The sequence below is a fragment of the Paenibacillus sp. FSL A5-0031 genome, assembly GCF_001956295.1.
Taxonomy (GTDB): Bacteria; Bacillota; Bacilli; order Paenibacillales; family Paenibacillaceae; genus Pristimantibacillus.
This window is the reverse complement of the sequence record NZ_MRTD01000017.1, coordinates 140,308-157,718: the sequence shown is the minus strand read 5'-3', so window position 1 is coordinate 157,718 and position 17,411 is coordinate 140,308. Positions and strand designations below refer to the sequence as shown.

Below are 17,411 nucleotides of genomic sequence, written 5' to 3'. Positions count from 1 at the left end.
ATATTTGCTCATCCCGAAGGATTTGCAAGGCAGTTATTACTCGTTGTTCAGTTTTCAAAGAGCAATCTTTTCTTTCGTTTGTCATGTTTGTTTTGCTTGCTGTCCGCGTGTGTCTCTCGGCCAGAAATAGAATATACCATGCATTCACCTAATAATGCAAGTATTTTTTGAAATTAATTTTATTTTGTTGTTTATCCTTTAACTTCACGCATATTTAGCCATGACTTCAGTTAATATCTTTTTCATGCGATCTATTAGTTCAACCGGTTCCTTAACTGTTGCTTCATTACCTAAACCCATAAAAAACTTCGAATAAAACGAAAGATCCACCTTTCGAATATCGCCATCTATCCAGCCTGTACCATCTACGCGAATATTCAGCTTGGGCAGCGGCCATAGCTCAGACTCACAGCGCTGCAAGCCTTCTCTGCTTAATTCTACATAAAGATTAACATATGTCTCCTGCGTCTGAAACACCTCATCGCTATTCCCAAGGTTTACATATCGCAAATCCAGCGCTTCCAAATCAGATGTATCTTCTACAGCGGAGTGAATTCGATCACAACGGAACAACCGCAATTCAGCACGCAAAAAACAGTAAGCGGAACAGTACCATAATCCGTTGCTTGCATATATGCCAATCGGTTGTATTTGACGGCTTGACCGACCTTCTCGTGATTCATATTCGATAACCAACACTTTTTGATGAATAGCCGCTTCAAGCAAGATCGATAAATAAGGGGATTTCATTTGCCGAGCAGGCGTGAAAAAATCAACACGATTTTTCATTTGATCAATACGATCCCGCACATCACCCGGCATGTAATAATAGAATTTGCTGAGTGCCGAGGATGATTCAGGTTCAAAGGGAAGATATAAATAGTGCCTCAAAGCATGGCTGGCAAAAAATATCGCAACAGCCTCTTCTTCCGTAAAAGCGATTGGAGGCAATATCCTTTCTTTTAAAACCTGATACCCGCCATGCGGTCCTACCTCCGAATACAACGGAACGCCCAGCTCACTCAGCTCTTGCAAATCCCTCAATATCGTTCTTGTCGACACTTCAAACTCAACCGCGAGTTCTTTGACGGTGAACTTACGTTTTCTATTAACAGTCATCATCAATTCAATGAGCCGTTTCGATTTTGACATATTGATTCTCCATTCATTTCTTAATTATGACAACTACTGTCACTATTATAAGCTACAATCAGTATTAAGCCCACTAAGGGTGACCACAATACTACAATTAAGAAGAATGGAGTGAAGGCAATGCAATCTCAACCTATTAATGAAGTAAAAGGATTACTGCTGGAGGAATTGGATCATATTGCGAAAACCTCTTCCAATTTGATTCGCAAAATCTCAACCGATCATTGGTCATACAGACCGCATGACAATATGAGGACGCTGCTGGAGCTTGTCCAACATATCGTATCTATTCCTTCGGTTGATCTGCTCATTCTTCAGGAGAACGATGAAACCGTCATCCGCAAGCTTGAAGCGGATATAGCTGCCGATCAAGACCACGAGAAACTAATTGCTTGGCTCACGACCGGTTTGCATGAAGTCAGAGCTTATATGGAAAGTCTTCCGGATGAGGATTTCCTGCACAAGAAAACAAAACCATTTTATCTAGAACACGGCTCGGTACAGGCAAAATGGCTGATTGAGATTACGACCCATATTCAGCATCATCGGGCGCAGATGTTTACATATTTGAAGATACAAGGCTATGAAGTCAACATGTTCGATCTATACTAAAATAATTCAAATGCATTTCACCGCTCCTATAAAAAAGCTCTCAACTGTCTACTGACAGCGAGAGCTTTTTTGCATCTACATTCCATTCAGCGTGAATCAACCGATACTTCTGCTAAAAGATTTTTTTCTCCCGAACGACACCTTCGTATCCTTCTGGTATTATAACATTCACTTTTACCGATGCAGGGGATTGAATGGAAACCTCAATGATTTTCTCATCGATCACTTTCCACGATACATCGATTTGCCCTGCATCGGAGAGAGGAACGCTTCCCTTCGCCCAAGTGAGACCGCAAGGATTAGGACTAATCTCGACCTCAGTCCATCCCATTGCTGTACTGCGGATGCCAAGCACCTCGCGTCCGAGGAAATAAGCTGGCGCTGCCGACCAAGCATGACAATGACTTCTAGTCAGCATATTAGGATTCGCTCTATTTTCCGAGAAGTTCGGATACATCTCCCAGCAAGTTGTCGCGTCATGCTCGATCATTTGCCCGTAATTGCGACGGATGTCTTCAACAATCGTAGAATACTGTCCCGATGCCGACAATGCTTCATAATAGAAGAAAGACATGAATGGACTGCCGATTTGAACAAAATGCGAAGGCGATTCCAGCAAATACTTCTCCATAATGCTTCTACGTACTCCTTGCGCAACACCTGTCAAATAAGCGACCACCTGTGTTTGCACGGAGAAGATGTCTGATCTGCGTCCATCCACATGGATACAATCCAAGTAGGCAGACTGTTCCTCGGACCACAAATGCTGATTAATCGCCGCTTGAAGATCATCGGCTGCTGCCGCAAAACGTACGCGCCCTTCCTCATCACCGGAGAAACCAGCCATCTCAGAGGCAACACGCAGCGTCTTCACTAGGAAGCAGTTCTGATGTGTGACAATGCCATCGTTAGGCTGATCAATCGGCGACCAATCCAGTAGGTTCCAACCCTTAATTGCTAGCAAGCCATCCTCATTGATTTCCTTCAAATAATGCTCTAACGTAAAACGGATATGCGGATACATCTCTTGGGCAAAATGAAGATCCGCTGTTTGCTCTACATATTCACGGCATGCAATAGCCCAGAAAAAGGTCCAGTTCGGAATAACGCTGCTCCAGCCGCTCGGAACCTGATTTACGTATAAAGGCGTTTGATCCTTCGACCCCGGTACAAGACGCAAGCATCGTTTAACCATATCATTTACGCCGAATAAGTAGTTGCTAACCAGCGCTTCATTGCGGCTATCACCCACCCAGAAAACTTGCTCATAAGCTGGGCAATCCACAAAAGTATCTTCCATGCATAGCTTCGTCGTATGGCGGCTAATCTCCCATATGTCGTTCAATAAAGGATCTGAGCTTTGGAATCTGCCAATCTCTGCTACTGGATAATGGCTTGCTATATAATGAACATTTTGTATTTTGACCGGCGTATTCGCATTTCGGACAGTCAGCATCAAGTATCGCAAGCCTCTGCGAATTGGAGAGACATGAGTCTGTCTCCCTTCTTTACATACATAGCGCACAGTATTGTCCAGCCCAAACGTATCTTGGCGATAATCCTCTGTCATATACTCAAATCCGTAAAAGTCTAAAATAGCACCCGCTTCTGCCTCAACCTCAAATGACAGATAACCCGTAAGCTCCTTGCCGAAATCAATAATAATTTCTGTATCTAGACCTGGATACATCGGAATAACTCCCGGCGATGCGTTCGGAATAACAAGATTTTGCAAAGCCACCGGAATAACATGCGGAGTGCTTTCCTTCTTCCACACAGAGAGACCGAATACATCTACTTCACTTACGAGACTCTCATTAATAGAACGAATATATGGAGAATAGGCATCCAAATCTTGAATGGAAGATACCTTATCTATTACTTGCTTATAATACGCATCCTCAAAATCAATCTGTCTCGATTCCTGATGATCCAAATATACGGTACTGTCAAAGGGACCAATACTAATAAAAGCAGATGCACCTACTGACTGTTGCTCAGAAGCTAACGGTGATCGAACCTCAATCGGAACTTCACTGTAGATGCCCAGGTGCAGCTGACCTGTATGCATGCTTCCACTCACATCAATTAAGAGTAAATGTTCGCCTTTTTGAATTGTCACTTCTGCATAGCGTTCAGGGAGCACTCCCGTGAACTGATCCGAATCCAGCTTCACCCCATTAATTGAGACAGCTCTTACGCACTCACTCGCAAATGGGAACCCGAGTATAATATCCGCGTCTTCTTGGACAGAGAGAATGGTAGCCGCATAACCCGTGAAGCCGACAACATTTGCATGGTCCTCACTGCCTTCAACCATTTGATTGCGTATATCAATTGACGTAGAGAAGCTGAAGGACTTAACGCTGCTCAGAGATAATATGCGGGATGGATACACAGGGTACTCTGCTAACAGCGGAATGTCCCGCTCTATTAGCGTCTTCCACGGTCCAGTGCCAACAACGCCTAGTAACGCTGCTTTCTCCCAAGCATCACCACTACCCGTGGCTGTAGTCCAATCGCTGTCCCATGAACCAGCATCAACATACTCAGAATAGCCTTGCTGACAAGACATTCGAGGCGTACGTGTATGATAGCCTTCATGAATAGCTGTGCTCCAAGTATCATCTGATTCAAGCAGCGTTTGCGTTCCCTCTTCACTGCTCCTATCCAACTGCACAAGCAGCCCGCCGCGGCCTCTTAAATAGTAAAAGGTCGTTACGCCAAAATGATGCACGAGCACCGCAATCGTATTCGACTGCCCAGGTACCAGCAGATGGCCAATATCGTACACATCATAAAATTGCTCAACGGTCCATGAACGTACAGGGCCGCGTCCTACCTGCTTGCCATTAATATAAAGAACATAACGAGAATCCGCACTAATTCGCAGTGTTGTTTGAGTATTTTGGTCAAAATCATCCGATGATGGTGCAACATCAAAGCTCTTTTTGAAGCAGCGCCATTCATTGCGAGGGCTTTCAGCTTCTCCGCCCCAAATCCAATTCGCCTTCCAATCCCAATCCATCATGTTATTCCGCCCCTTCTAAGCGAGTAATCGTAGGTTTGCACGTGCATTCTACCTCTAATTATAGTAAAATCATGCTACTCAATTACCCCTGTTTCGGACATTTATTCCCTGAAAAACGACATCGGATGAAAGGAATGAAAGCTGATGACAAGCAAGCATACGCTGCTTTACGAGAGCGAGCAATATTTTCAAAAGAGTAAATTCATCTTCGTAAACCGCGCCGAGGAAGACTTTGATCTGCCGCTGCACAATCATGTTTTTATTGAGCTTGCTTATGTAGCTGAAGGCAAGGGCTTTCATCATATAGGGGATGACGTCGTCCCCGTTTATAAAGGGATGTTATTTATTTTGCCGCCTGGCATTCCGCATGTCTTTCGGCCTTCAACACCTTCACGCAACAGCTCGCCATTAATTGTATATAATTGCGTCTTCATGCCCTCGCTCCTTCAATCTCAGAAAGACTGGATTGGTGATCAGGAGATCGTTGATTTTCTGGAAACCTGTTTTAATGATGCATCGACTTTCCACTCCTTGTTCGACTCGGACAGTGTTATCGAAGATTTATTTCGCAGCCTGCTGCGTGAATATGAGCTCCCGCGGAGTGGGTCATCGGCTTATTTGCTAACGCTGCTAGTACAGCTGTTTCTATCCGTCTATCGATTAATGAAGGACGCTAAGGAGCTGTTATTAGAAGAGAATTCTTCCGCCCGCTTCCATCATGTGCTGAACTACCTTGAGCAGCACGCTCATGAGAATGTAACCATCAGCCAGCTTGCAAATCGCTGCGAGTGGAGCGAGCGGCATTTCAGCCGAGTGTTCAAGCAGCATACCGGACAAACCTTCCTGCATTACTTGCAGCATCTGCGCATAAAAAAAAGCTGCGAGCTCCTTAGGAACTCCCAGCTAAAAATTAGCAGCATTGCGGAAGAGGTCGGCTGCAAAAATATCGATGCATTCCTCACCCATTTCAAACGAATTGTCGGCATGACGCCGCGCGAATATCGAAAAATCATACGTGACAATAAATAATCTGTATAGTCGGTTCATCCTTTTCGTTTGTCCGCCATACGATGCCCTTCTTCTAATTCTATTTCGACGAAACCAGCCATTTCCCGTGATTGAAAGCTGAGCGTTTTGTTACTGCCGACGATGATCATATTACGAGTATCGGCTAGATCTTCTGCTGGCAGAGAGAAGGCTTTCGTATACGGATAGATCTCTTTCAATGTTGAATAAATTGAATTAATTAATTTATCGTTTTTGACTTTTCCGAAGAGATTCATAATAATCGAACCACTTGCGTTCAGCTTCTCTTTCGTTAACTCAAAAAATTCCAATGTCGTTAAATGATACGGTGTCCCCTCTTTCGTGAAGGCGTCCAAAATAATATAATCAAAACCGCCGGACGCCTGATTTTCAAGAATTTGCCGCCCATCTCCAATTACAACATTGTCCTCGCTATAGCTAAAATAAGTTCTGCTCAGCTCAACTACCTTCTCATTGATTTCCGCTATCACAAATCGTTTATCGGAATAGTGTCCGGCGATAGTTCCAATTCCATGACCAATCATAAAAACATCTTCGAACGATGGATCGTTATTTTCCATCAGATGCATGATCGCACGCGGATATTCCATGACGACTCGATTCGGCTCCTTCAAATCTATCGCTCCTTGAATCGCATGATCAGAGAACTGCAAGAAGCGATATTTTCCGATCTCCCCAAATAATTGATTGGCTTCATAGACGGTAATCTCTTGAGAGCCGCTAAGCTCCTTGGCTAACTGATACAAATCATCAAACTCCTTCAGTACGTGTGAGAGGTGCGTTAATTTAATATTTTTTGGAAGGAGGTGAGCGATAGCCGTTCTTCCACTTCAATAACCCCCGTTTCAACATATCCGCTTTGCTTGTAAAGGTTAACCGCAGGTGCGTTTTTAGATCCTGTTGATACGACGATCACGCTTCCGCTGACTCCAACACTTTCGATGTGCTGAAGCAGCTGCTTTGCGATTCCTTTTCTAAAATGGTTAGGGTGGATAATGAGCCGATGAATGTCTATGATGTTATTTTCAATCATGATGGCGATGGCTCCGCACAACTCATTATTAATATAATAACCATAGAAGGTCTCACCGCAATTTCGCAGCGTATCTACTGTGTCTTTTAATGGAGGTATCTCATAAAAATCAATGAGTTCTGCTTCCACCCTATAGGACGGAATCTGTATATGCAATACTTCCTCTGCTAAGGCAGCATCTGTGATGTCTATTTTTCTAATCAATGTTAATTCCTCTCTAATTCCCTATAGAATCTTTTACTTATTTAATATCAGTTCGTACTTCTCCTTCGATCGGCATAATAATAATTTTAGGAAGCTCTTTATTCTTATTGCGATCAATAAAGCCCAACTCCGTCTGCTTGCCCTTGCTGTCAACCGTCCCATACGCCAGCCAATCTGCCATAATTCGATCTGAAAAATAGACAGAATCACCAAACGGCTTTGGTTCCTTGCCCGCTTCTCCGTTTTTCCCGTATAAGTCCTTTTCCCATATTACTTCCTTAATGCCGTTTTCGTTGATTTCATAATAGGTGATTAACCCTCTATATTCCATGGTATAACGGAGTGCTTCCCCTTGAGGGAAAATATATTCAAAAGTCATGCCTTCACCATAAGGCGTAATATTAATACCATTATCTATTCCAAATGTATCTAGCGCAACCTTACGAGCCTCTGTTAAGTCGCCATTTCTCAGCGTTTTAAACCGTTCTTCACCCGACGGTGTTCTTACAATAATCTGTTTCCCTGTACTGTCGGTTCCTACTGTTCCGCCAAGCGTTTCCGTAACAAAACGAACTGGAACATAAGTACGTCCTTTCTTTACGGTAACTGGGGCATCCAGAGGAACTTTTTTCCCATTTACATCAGCTGATTTTAGTCCGTCCTTTAATCGAACAGTCAATTTCCGAGCTGGATTTTGGATCACAATTGTCTTGCTAGCCGTTTCGTAGGAATATTTGAGTTTTTCAGGATCATTAAAGGCTGTGAGCTGCACCATCGTTCTGCCGTTCACGTTCAGCACATCTTCTTGAAGCCTGCCGTCGATGAACATTTTAATGGGTGCCTTGGGTGCAGACGCCGCCATCGTTGCAGAACCCGCACTAAGCACACCCGCTATTGTTAGTGCAGCTGTCGTTGCTTTTATCCATTTTTTCATCATTAAAACCTCCTGCGAATTTTATTATTGTTGCGATTCCACTTCGCCAACTTTAAAAGCGCCATCCTCCCATTTGTAAACAAAAGTGAGCAGCGGTAAACCGTGTTTCGAGACCACTTCTTCGATGGTATCTCCGTCTAGATCCACTTCTTCCGCATGACCAGTATCTACGAGCAGGAATGGAATGGGTTTATCATCTTTCATTTCAAAATAATTGTGTATCGGTGCATTTGCCCCAAAGACACCGTCGATTCGAATAAGCAACTTGCCATAAAGCTCTAGCTCTTTAATCGACAGCAGCTCATCATTGTTTTGTGGATGCATGCCTCCAACTGCCCCAAGCTCATAAAGACCAGCTTCAGATTCGAAAGCACCATACACCAGCTCATCGTCACCCGACTTCGAATAAATGCTAATTTTTCCGCCATTAATGATCTGTTCTTTAATAAGCTGCTCCATTTGAATGTGATCTACCTTCACAACCTTCTGAGTATTTTCAACCTTCTCATAGGTAAGCGGCATAACGAACTCACTCTGCTCAGTGAGCTGTGAGTCCTCTTGAATGATTTCGAGTAATTCATTCGTCGCTTCCTTTGTTAATACATAACCCTTATGTGTATCTTTCACGTCCATAATAACGCCCTGTTTAGAACTCTCGTTTATCCAAAGGTTGAAGGTGTTTTTCACGATTGACTGTTTCACCGTAATCGTAAAAATCGGTTTCGACATATTTAAAATACCTTGTATTTGTACTGCCGTATTTATCGCGCTGACAAAAGCCTCCAGCCTCCTTTGATCCGTGTACACTGACTCAACGGACTTGGCACCCGCTACTCTGGAAATAGATATTTCTTTCGCATCTGTGATGTTAAATGAAGGACTAATCTTCTTATCCAATAACCCTGTTAGTTTAGCTTGAACCAGTTGCTGCTCCTGTACATTTGTTGCTTTTGGGTCAACACTTTCGGCTGCACAACCAGCAAGAAGCAGCACTGTAATGACAGCTGAAACGAATGTTCCTTTCACTTTTTCGCCAGTCCTTTCATGAGCAAAGAGCTGTTCCATTTTAACCTCATGTATAGTGACGCCAGTTACTGTAAAAAAGTTACTTTTTTTGATCTAATTTAATAACTCGCTGTATGGAAGGATTAGACAGGTGAAAACTAGAATAAAGGAGTAAACGATATAAGGAGTGTATATATGAGCATTACCACTTATCCAGAGTTCGTAAAGCTGGTCGAGCAATATAAGATTTTTCCATTCTCTGACCTTATCCCTGAGCATCCGTCCCTCACTGCCGTGGTTCCTAGTGACAGCTGGCATACAGAAACTGAGTTTGATCCGTGGATATGGCGGGTTAAAATCGTAAAGGATGAGCATGCGGCATATGGCAAGTTTTTTGGCAGCAAACTAACCTTTATTCACGTTGACTTGTTTCCTCATATCCCGTTCTTGTTATCCCAAGGAAAAAGCGTTGAGGAACGTTATAGCAGCGGCCTTATGTCCCAAGAAGCCAGAAATATTTATCATATTATTAAGGAAGCAGGCAATATCGACTCACGCAATTTGCGTAAGGAAAGCCGGCTGACCGCTAAAGAGCAGAAGAAAGACTACGATCGGGCGCTTGTTGATCTTCAAAACTTTGCTGACATTGTGATTACCGGGGCACAAGAAGCTGACTTCGATGGTGGTTGGAGCAGTATGTGCTTTGAAAGCTCAGATCACTGGCTTCAAACCACACTTGGTAAAGAGGCTGTTGCTCACGATAATCTAGCAGAGACCCGAGCTATCGTCAAAGCAGAGCTGAGCGATGTTTGCACGGAGAAAGCTCTTAAATATTTGGATAAAAAGCTTCATCTCAATAAATAAAAACGATGCGGCTCGTTGATTACCTCGACTGTGCTTAGCTTCCGTCCTAACGGACATAGAAGCCGTTATTTCTCAAAATAAAGGCTAATTTGCTTTCTAACGGACATAGGATCCTCTATTTGCTCAAAATGCCCCCGAATTTCTTCGAATATTACGAAATAAGAGATCCTATGTCCGTTAGAGAGAGAAAAAGGACGATTTACGGCAAATAAGGTCTCTCATGTCCGTTACTGAGTGCTGTGTGTAGGTTTCATTTGTAGGTTGTGTGGTTAGGTTTTGTGATTTGGTTTTGTGATTGGTTTTTTAGGTTGGGTTCTGTGGTTGGCTTTTGTGGTTCGGGTTTGTGGTTCGGGTTTCGTCTTAGGTTGTGTGTTTAGGCAGTGCGTTTAGGATATGTGGTTAGATTTTAGTCTCGTCTTCGGTTTAAGTTTAGGTTTCACGTTTAGACTTAGGTTTAACTTCCGTCCTTACGGACATAAAAGCCGTTATTTCTCAAAATAAAGGCTAATTTGCTTTCTAACGGACATAGGATCCTCTATTTGCCCAAAATAACCGCAAATTCCTTCGAATATCACGGAATAAGAGACCCTATGTCCGTTAGATCGAGAAAAAGGACGATTTACGGCAAATAAGGTCTCTCATGTCCGTTAAGTTGAAAGAAGTGATCAAAATTCGTCTTTGAAATGATGGCTAGCACTCCCCATCATAAAAACAGTACATCGGTCATCATAGATACATAGCACTAGTTATCAAAAAAACATAGCACTCGTCATCATAATGCATAAACAATTAAGTTATTAATTTGTCATACCCGTTGGGATCAAGGCTTTCTGGCTTAATCTCGCTCATAGCACTTGCTTCTTTTGTTGTTTTGGAATGACATGACTGACAAATATAATACTTCGTTTGTTTTTCAATGAGCTTTCGATATTGAGAATCGCTGTGATTAATATCATATGGTTTTCTGCACAACATACAGTTTACATGCATTCCATAATCACCCTCTCATAGACCAGCATTCATTAATAGTATAAATGAACCCGTTGTAAATGAGAATTCAGAAATCCCTTTTTCTTGGAAATATTGACCTATATTTACCTATTACCTATACTTATAATAACTTTATAAGAAAGCGAGTGGTTATCATGCAAAAACTACATTCCGGTACGTTCATTATTAAGGTGCGTAAGGGATAAGCATTACAATCCCTTCCGTAAACATCTAATTATCGGAGGGAATTAATTATGTCGTTTAGTTATTACGGAGAACTTTGCACAGTGGTCTATGATTTATCCAAGAAAACAGGTCAATCTATCGGTGGCGATTTAGAATTTTACCAAGATCGACTGAAAGATTGCAAGGGTCGTATTCTCGAAGCAATGGCCGGTTCTGGCCGTGTTCTCGTTCCGCTTCTAGAAGCAGGGCTGCAAGTCGATGGTGTTGATTATTCAGCGGAAATGCTCGCATCCTGCCGTCAACGCTGTGAGGAACGCGGGCTCGTTACTGAGCTGTATGAGTCAAATTTACAACAGCTTGATTTGCCTCATCGCTATGAAGCCATCATTATCCCAGGCGGTTCATTCTTATTAATAGAGAACCGAGACGAATCACTTCTGGCTCTAAAAAATTTGTATACCCATCTTGAGCCAGGCGGACGTATCATACTTGACCTGTTCCTGCCTGACAACAATTTCAGTTGTGGGCAATATAGCGGTACGTCGACATTCAACCTGCCGGATGGAGACATCATTACCATGGAAGACAAACTTGTTGAAGCCGACTTATACAATCAATATAAGATTTCATATATTAAATATGAAAAATGGCACAACGGCGCTCTTATCCAAACTGAGCTGCAGCGCTTTGCCTTACGTTGGTACGGTGTCGAAGAGTTTAAACTTATTTTAGAAAACATTGGTTTTTCCGATGTGGTTGTGTCAGCTGATTACAACTATGGCCAAGCCCCATCAAACGGCAAACAAAATTACGTATATGAAGCGATTAAGCCCATAGAAGCTTAAGTAATAAGTAAATATGCAAATAAAAAATAGGCTGCCAGCATTGGCAGCCTATTTCTTGCTTAAATCAAACATTTACCTGAGCAATAGCTTGTCTCATATCATTCGTATTAGAGCTTAACACCACAGACACTTCATGTACTTGCTTCATCATATCCAGCTGCTGTGCAGTCAGCATTTGAATTTGCTCCGTTTGATCCGATACATCTCTTGCGATATGCGCAATACTGCTCACTGTAGCGGCTACCTCCTCAGAACCAGCTGTTAGCTGCTCCGTCGTCACCGATACCTCCATAATTTGCTCGCTCACAAGTCGGAACGATTCAACAGCATGCAAGAACGATTCGGCTGCTTCACCCGATAAAGAAACTCCGTCTTCAATATCTCTTGAGGCTTTCTCCATCTCTTCGCTAATTTTCCCTGATTCTATTTCTATATTGCCAAGCAGCAATGAAATTTGCTGTACGGAGGAAGCAGAAGCTTCCGCCAGTTTGCTTACCTCTTTCGCTACAACCATAAAGCCTGTTCCATGCTCACCAGCCCTCGCTGCCTCAATCGATGCATTTAGTGCTAGGAGCTTGGTTTGGGAAGCAAAATCGCGAACGGAACCAATGACATGACCGATTTCACCTGTATAGCTCTGCAATTGCCTTGCAATATGCAGCGTCTGACCGGCAGAAGCCGAAATATTTTTGATTTGTGTGTTCAGTTGTATCATCGCTTGTTCGCCCGATTGTGCGATTTCTAGTGACTGTACCGCTGCGCTTGAAACGGTGGATGAAGATTCCGCAATCTTAACGATTCCCTGCGCAATTTCCTCCATCGCAAGTGCGCTGTCATCTGCACTTTTTTTCTGGGCATGTGCACCCTCGAAAATATGCTGAACTGAACCATTCATCGCCTCGCCCATTTGCAGCATATGATCAGCACTGCTTGCAAAGGATTGTGTTGATGAAACGAGCTGCTCAGACGTCTTTTCTACATTGACAACTACTCCGCGAACTCGCTCATTCAAATGCTCGGACATCGTAAGCATCGCTTTGTATACCGTACCTATTTCATCAACAGATTTGACTGGCTTTGCTCGCAAAATCGCATTCGCTTCCACCAGATCGCCTAAAGCCATTTTCTCAGCGCTGGCAGTTACCGTCTCCAGAGGCTGAAGCGAACGGCGGACAAACCAGATGATCGCCCCGATTAAAACGAGCGTGATGACTAGCATCATGATATAGAGTGGGATGCTTTCCTTTATGACACTCTTAGCCAGCTGTTGGAATACAGCTGCATCCGTATCAATGCCAATTGCTCCAACCACTGCGCCACTGTCATCTTTCAAAGGTACATAGGCAGACAAGTAAGAACCATATACCGGGTTTTCAATTAGTGGAGAGCTTGCGTTTCTTCCAGCAAAAATATGTTCAACCGCCGAAGCCGGCATATCTGTTACTTCATTAATAGGGGAAGCTGAGCTATCATCTTTAGGCAAACCGTCGATCATAATTCTCGGTTCACGATTTTCATCGAAACGAACAAAATAAACGTACCTTGCGCCTATTTGCGAGCGGAAATAACTAAGTTCCTCACGAATAGACCAGTATAGCTCTGTTTCCTCAGGCTGCTTGAGAAATTCCGTAAATTCCCCCGACTCAAGCGTGGCCGCATAGCTCTCTGCAATTCGAATATTGTAGCTGTTAATCGCCTCTTCAACTGCAGAATTGGTTTGCACTACTTGTGTTCCTATGTAGCCTCCCGCGATCAATATCATAACTACGGTCATAGCGCATAAAACACGGACAATCAGATGCTTTTTCAATAGCGTTATCATTCGTTCGCTTCCCCTCTGTTCGCTCACTAGCAAGTTATTGCTCTTGAAAGCTTTGCCTGATGAATATGGTTATATTTCTCATCATACCACCGTATTTCGACATTGGGGAAAAATATTACAAAAGGGAAACTAGCGGCCTCTATTAGCTTCCATCCATTTTACTCCGTAATCAACTAAAGCTTTAACTGGCATGAGCAGCGAGTCCGCATTGCCGACCTTTCCTCTGCGAACATAATCCGTTTCTTTCTCAAAACACTCGCCTAAATGATTAAAATCATCCGTATCAAAATCAACGTCGCGCAGCGCAACCCATTTTTTCTCTCCGTCTACAAGCATCGGTGCTTTATTAATCGTTTCTGCTTTATTTGCATACTCAGCTCGATACTCCGCTAGATGAAGAGTAGTGTTTTTATTATGACCAACGCCCAGCAGCAGCACCCAGCCTTCCAAATCATAAAGCCTCGCTAACGGAGACTGCTCACTCAAACTGTATTCCAAGCTATGATTTGCAAGTATCCTACTCTTCTGGGAGCCCCACGCTGCAAAAGAAACCTGTGGATGATTGCTTCGAACGACGCCATTTTGTTTTCTAAAACATTCATTTATGACCCCCATGTCTAAGCAAGGAGTCAGGTCTATTTCAAAAGCAGGCATTGTATCTCTTATCGGCTGCCACCATGATTCCTTCACTGGCGGGTATCTCCAAATTTCAGGATCAGACAAATCAGGCGTATGCGTTGGCATGACAAGTGTACCTTCGCTTGTCAGACATGACTCTATCGCCAAAATCACCGCAGTCGGCCCGCCGGATACAAAACCGCCAAGCGCCTTCATCGAGGCATGCATCATAACCGTCATTCCAGGTTGTATGCCGAGCTTCATCAAATCCGATTTCAACGTTTCCGATGTTAATAAATCCCCTTGTATTTCTTCCATTTTGAGCCCCACCTTAATATGCTTTATCTTTTATCTCATTAAATAAAATCTCTGGCTGCTGCCTTATGCACAACTCTATTTGGCTTTCAAAAAAGATACTGCATCCTCCAGACGATCTGTTTTTAGCGCTAGCTTCTCCGTATTGAATACTAAGATGACTGGAAATTGCTCGATATTAAACATCTTCTTTATATCTAGCACGTCGTTTGGATTGTACGCCATCATGCTGTAGCCGCCCTTAAGCATGATGCTTGCTTCTTTCTCGATGTCATTAATATCAAAAGGCTCTCCCTTACCTTCCTCGTATATAACTGTTGTTCGGTAGCTGCCTTTTTTGCTTGCCAACAAGCCTGCTCTCTTAAAAAGCTGCTCATTGGACATCGATAAAACAATGAGCTCATCCGGCGTATCCGTAATCTTCTCCGTACGCGATGGATTGATCTGAACCATCTGTCCTTGCTTCAAGTCCTCCCACTTCAGCTTATCGCCTGTTTCATTATTTATTTTGGTGCTTGGAAGCACGAGGGCTTCATATACTACGCCCCAATCTTCTATAGCTGGACCCGGCTCATCGCGCTTCGTCCACTCGGAAATATCGAATTCGATTTTTTTCTCCTGATCGTTCAAACCGTTAATAAAACCAATCATTTGGTCATCACGGTAATGGCCATACGGCTTACTGCTGCAGCCAGCCAGAAGCATCCCTACTGTCAAAAATAAGATGAGGCCTGCACTCGTCCATCGTTTCATCATAACCCCCCTTTCAACTAATAACGAGCATCACGATTTAAAAGTTCCGGTATTTTACAATTCACTTACAGTGCATGCCTATCCTTTAATGCTAGCGATCTACAATTTATTATTAATTTCAAAACATTCCTCGAACATTCTAAATCTACACTATATGGAGAACATGGATGTGAAAGGATGGTAGGGAATGAACATGCAAGAAGGCAAGCTTACTCTAGCCGCTAAGCGTACACATAGCTCTCGCGCTGCTAGTCGACTACTGGCTAAAACGAATCGATTGAGGGAGAACGCACTTGGTTATTTGTTTTTGGCTCCTTCACTTTTGCTATTTACAGTATTTTTATTTTATCCATTGCTGAAATCAGTCTATTTAAGCTTCCAATTAACAGATCCCAGAGGAAGAGTCGCTGAGTATGTCGGGTTCGATAACTATACGCAGCTGTTTTCATCGGAAATGTTCTGGAATAGCCTGACGGTTACAGGCCTATTCACACTATACACCGTTCCTGTCGGCATTGTACTTGGCATCGTTACAGCTGCGCTCACGCATATCAAGCTGCCAGCCATGCGTATTTTTCAATTCATGTTCGCAATGCCGCTCGCATTGTCCGTGAGTACTGCAGCCGTCATTTGGATGATCCTCTTTCACCCCAGCCTCGGAATGCTGAATTATATCCTTTCATCACTAGGAATTGCCCCCATCCAATGGCTTACCAATCCCTCTACAGCTTTATTATCGATATCCATGATGACCATTTGGATGCAATCGGGCTTCAACTATATTATCGTGCTGAGCGGGCTCCAGAGTATTCCGGATGACATGATCGAAAGCGCAAAGATTGACGGCGCAGGCCCATTCCGTGCATTTTTGCAAATCGTACTCCCGCTGCTGTCGCCTACTCTATTTTTTCTAGTTGTTATCTCGATCATCGGTTCCTTTCAATCCTTTGGACAAATCCATCTTCTAACCAAAGGCGGACCTGCCGGATCAACAGAGGTATTCGTATATTCCATCTATAAAGAAGCATTCATTAACTATCAATTCGGAACAGGAAGCGCCTTGTCGTTAGTCCTATTCGCTATCATTCTTATTTTGACGATTATCCAGTTTGTGTTTGTAGAAAAGAAGGTGTATTACCAATGATCGGATTAAAGCCATTTTTACGCCGCTCTAGTGTGTACTTGCTGCTCTCATTGCTTTCCATCGCCATGCTGTTTCCTTTGATTTACACATTTCTACAGGCATTGATGACACCTGAGCAGTCTCTTCAATTTCCGCCTGACTTGTTTCCCGATAGCGTGTATTTGGGCAGCATCTCTGCCGTATTTGAGCTTATTCCCGTTGGTGCATTCATAGCGAACAGCTTTCTTATCGCGACCATTATTATGGTTGGACAAGTTTTTATCGCGAGCATGGCTGCTTACGCCTTTGTATATATCCGTTTTCCAGGCAAAAAATATTGGTTTTCCTTATTCCTCTCCACCATGATGATTCCGTGGGAAGTCACGATTATCCCCAATTATTTGACGGTAAAATCATGGGGATGGCTGGATTCCTATCAAGGATTGACGATTCCTTTTCTCGCATCTGCGTTTGGCGTGTTTCTTCTGCGGCAATATTTTTTGCAGCTGCCTCGCGAGCTTTTTGAAGCAGCAAAAATCGATGGCAGCGGGCATATCCGCCACTTCTTAGTTATCGTACTGCCACTATCACGTCCAGCCATAGCTTCACTATCTGTCTATGTGTTTCTGAATTCGTGGAATATGTACCTTTGGCCCCTGCTCATAACGAACAGCGATAAGATGCGAACGGTACAGATCGGCATTAGCATGCTGCAGTTCGAAGAAATGACAAGCTGGAACATCGTGTTAGCCGGCGTAGCTATTGTGCTGCTGCCTTCCTTATTACTGCTCATTGTTGGATTAAAGCAGCTCGTACGAGGGATTACAGCTGGTGCTGTAAAAGGATAATGAATGAGGTGGCTCCGTCTTCATAGACG

At 43.3% G+C, this 17,411-nt stretch carries 16 protein-coding genes; 6 read left to right on the top strand and 10 right to left on the bottom strand.

Going from position 1 to position 17,411, the window contains the following annotated elements; genetic code table 11:
• Positions 1-204: 204 nt before the first annotated feature.
• Positions 205-1,152: a helix-turn-helix transcriptional regulator gene (locus tag BK120_RS26050; RefSeq protein WP_076270420.1), complete on the bottom strand. Its 948-nt coding sequence runs from the start codon at positions 1,150-1,152 to the stop codon at positions 205-207.
• A gap of 120 nt (positions 1,153-1,272) precedes the next feature.
• Here BK120_RS26050 and BK120_RS26045 point away from each other — a divergent pair, with 120 nt between their 5' ends.
• On the top strand, positions 1,273-1,764 hold the full coding sequence (locus BK120_RS26045) for a DinB family protein (protein ID WP_076270419.1): 492 nt from the start codon (positions 1,273-1,275) through the stop codon (positions 1,762-1,764).
• 112 nt (positions 1,765-1,876) lie between these two features.
• On the opposite strand, the gene BK120_RS26040 is transcribed toward BK120_RS26045, so the two are convergent.
• Positions 1,877-4,795 carry a family 78 glycoside hydrolase catalytic domain gene (locus BK120_RS26040; RefSeq protein ID WP_305953905.1) on the bottom strand — a complete coding sequence of 973 codons (2,919 nt, stop codon included), beginning with the start codon at positions 4,793-4,795 and terminating at the stop codon, positions 1,877-1,879.
• A 144-nt stretch (positions 4,796-4,939) separates the two neighbouring features.
• Between BK120_RS26040 and BK120_RS26035 the strand changes: the two genes are divergently transcribed.
• Complete coding sequence (locus BK120_RS26035) at positions 4,940-5,824, top strand: AraC family transcriptional regulator (RefSeq protein ID WP_076270418.1); 885 nt, start codon at positions 4,940-4,942, stop codon at positions 5,822-5,824.
• Between the two features lie 14 nt (positions 5,825-5,838).
• On the opposite strand, the gene BK120_RS26030 is transcribed toward BK120_RS26035, so the two are convergent.
• From BK120_RS26030 to BK120_RS26015, 4 genes are read right to left on the bottom strand one after another with little or no spacing between them, the layout of a single operon-like run.
• A complete protein-coding gene (locus tag BK120_RS26030) occupies positions 5,839-6,606 on the bottom strand; it encodes a spermidine synthase (RefSeq protein ID WP_076270417.1) in 768 nt (255 codons plus the stop codon).
• Between the two features lie 17 nt (positions 6,607-6,623).
• On the bottom strand, positions 6,624-7,079 hold the full coding sequence (locus BK120_RS26025) for a GNAT family N-acetyltransferase (RefSeq protein ID WP_076270416.1): 456 nt from the start codon (positions 7,077-7,079) through the stop codon (positions 6,624-6,626).
• A 37-nt stretch (positions 7,080-7,116) separates the two neighbouring features.
• Positions 7,117-8,016 (bottom strand): copper amine oxidase N-terminal domain-containing protein, encoded by a 900-nt coding sequence (locus tag BK120_RS26020; RefSeq protein WP_076270415.1) that lies wholly within the window; start codon positions 8,014-8,016, stop codon positions 7,117-7,119.
• A 21-nt stretch (positions 8,017-8,037) separates the two neighbouring features.
• Complete coding sequence (locus BK120_RS26015; RefSeq protein ID WP_076270414.1) at positions 8,038-9,078, bottom strand: YhfM domain-containing protein; 1,041 nt, start codon at positions 9,076-9,078, stop codon at positions 8,038-8,040.
• A gap of 135 nt (positions 9,079-9,213) precedes the next feature.
• Between BK120_RS26015 and BK120_RS26010 the strand changes: the two genes are divergently transcribed.
• Positions 9,214-9,882 (top strand): AlkZ-related protein, encoded by a 669-nt coding sequence (locus tag BK120_RS26010; RefSeq protein WP_076270413.1) that lies wholly within the window; start codon positions 9,214-9,216, stop codon positions 9,880-9,882.
• A gap of 789 nt (positions 9,883-10,671) precedes the next feature.
• On the opposite strand, the gene BK120_RS36485 is transcribed toward BK120_RS26010, so the two are convergent.
• Complete coding sequence (locus BK120_RS36485; RefSeq protein ID WP_076270412.1) at positions 10,672-10,872, bottom strand: DUF2197 domain-containing protein; 201 nt, start codon at positions 10,870-10,872, stop codon at positions 10,672-10,674.
• Between the two features lie 254 nt (positions 10,873-11,126).
• Here BK120_RS36485 and BK120_RS26000 point away from each other — a divergent pair, with 254 nt between their 5' ends.
• A complete protein-coding gene (locus BK120_RS26000; RefSeq protein WP_076270411.1) occupies positions 11,127-11,903 on the top strand; it encodes a class I SAM-dependent methyltransferase in 777 nt (258 codons plus the stop codon).
• 64 nt (positions 11,904-11,967) lie between these two features.
• Here BK120_RS26000 and BK120_RS25995 read toward each other — a convergent pair whose 3' ends face one another.
• From BK120_RS25995 to BK120_RS25985, 3 genes are all read right to left on the bottom strand, one after another.
• Complete coding sequence (locus BK120_RS25995) at positions 11,968-13,725, bottom strand: methyl-accepting chemotaxis protein (RefSeq protein WP_076270410.1); 1,758 nt, start codon at positions 13,723-13,725, stop codon at positions 11,968-11,970.
• 129 nt (positions 13,726-13,854) lie between these two features.
• Positions 13,855-14,661, bottom strand: coding sequence for an AAC(3) family N-acetyltransferase (locus tag BK120_RS25990; RefSeq protein WP_076270409.1), 807 nt, complete (start codon positions 14,659-14,661; stop codon positions 13,855-13,857).
• Between the two features lie 75 nt (positions 14,662-14,736).
• On the bottom strand, positions 14,737-15,414 hold the full coding sequence (locus BK120_RS25985) for a hypothetical protein (RefSeq protein ID WP_144376861.1): 678 nt from the start codon (positions 15,412-15,414) through the stop codon (positions 14,737-14,739).
• 184 nt (positions 15,415-15,598) lie between these two features.
• Here BK120_RS25985 and BK120_RS25980 point away from each other — a divergent pair, with 184 nt between their 5' ends.
• Positions 15,599-16,555 (top strand): carbohydrate ABC transporter permease, encoded by a 957-nt coding sequence (locus tag BK120_RS25980; RefSeq protein ID WP_144376860.1) that lies wholly within the window; start codon positions 15,599-15,601, stop codon positions 16,553-16,555.
• Positions 16,552-17,382: a carbohydrate ABC transporter permease gene (locus BK120_RS25975; RefSeq protein ID WP_076270407.1), complete on the top strand. Its 831-nt coding sequence runs from the start codon at positions 16,552-16,554 to the stop codon at positions 17,380-17,382. The genes BK120_RS25980 and BK120_RS25975 overlap by 4 nt, the downstream gene beginning before the upstream one ends.
• Positions 17,383-17,411 lie beyond the last annotated feature (29 nt).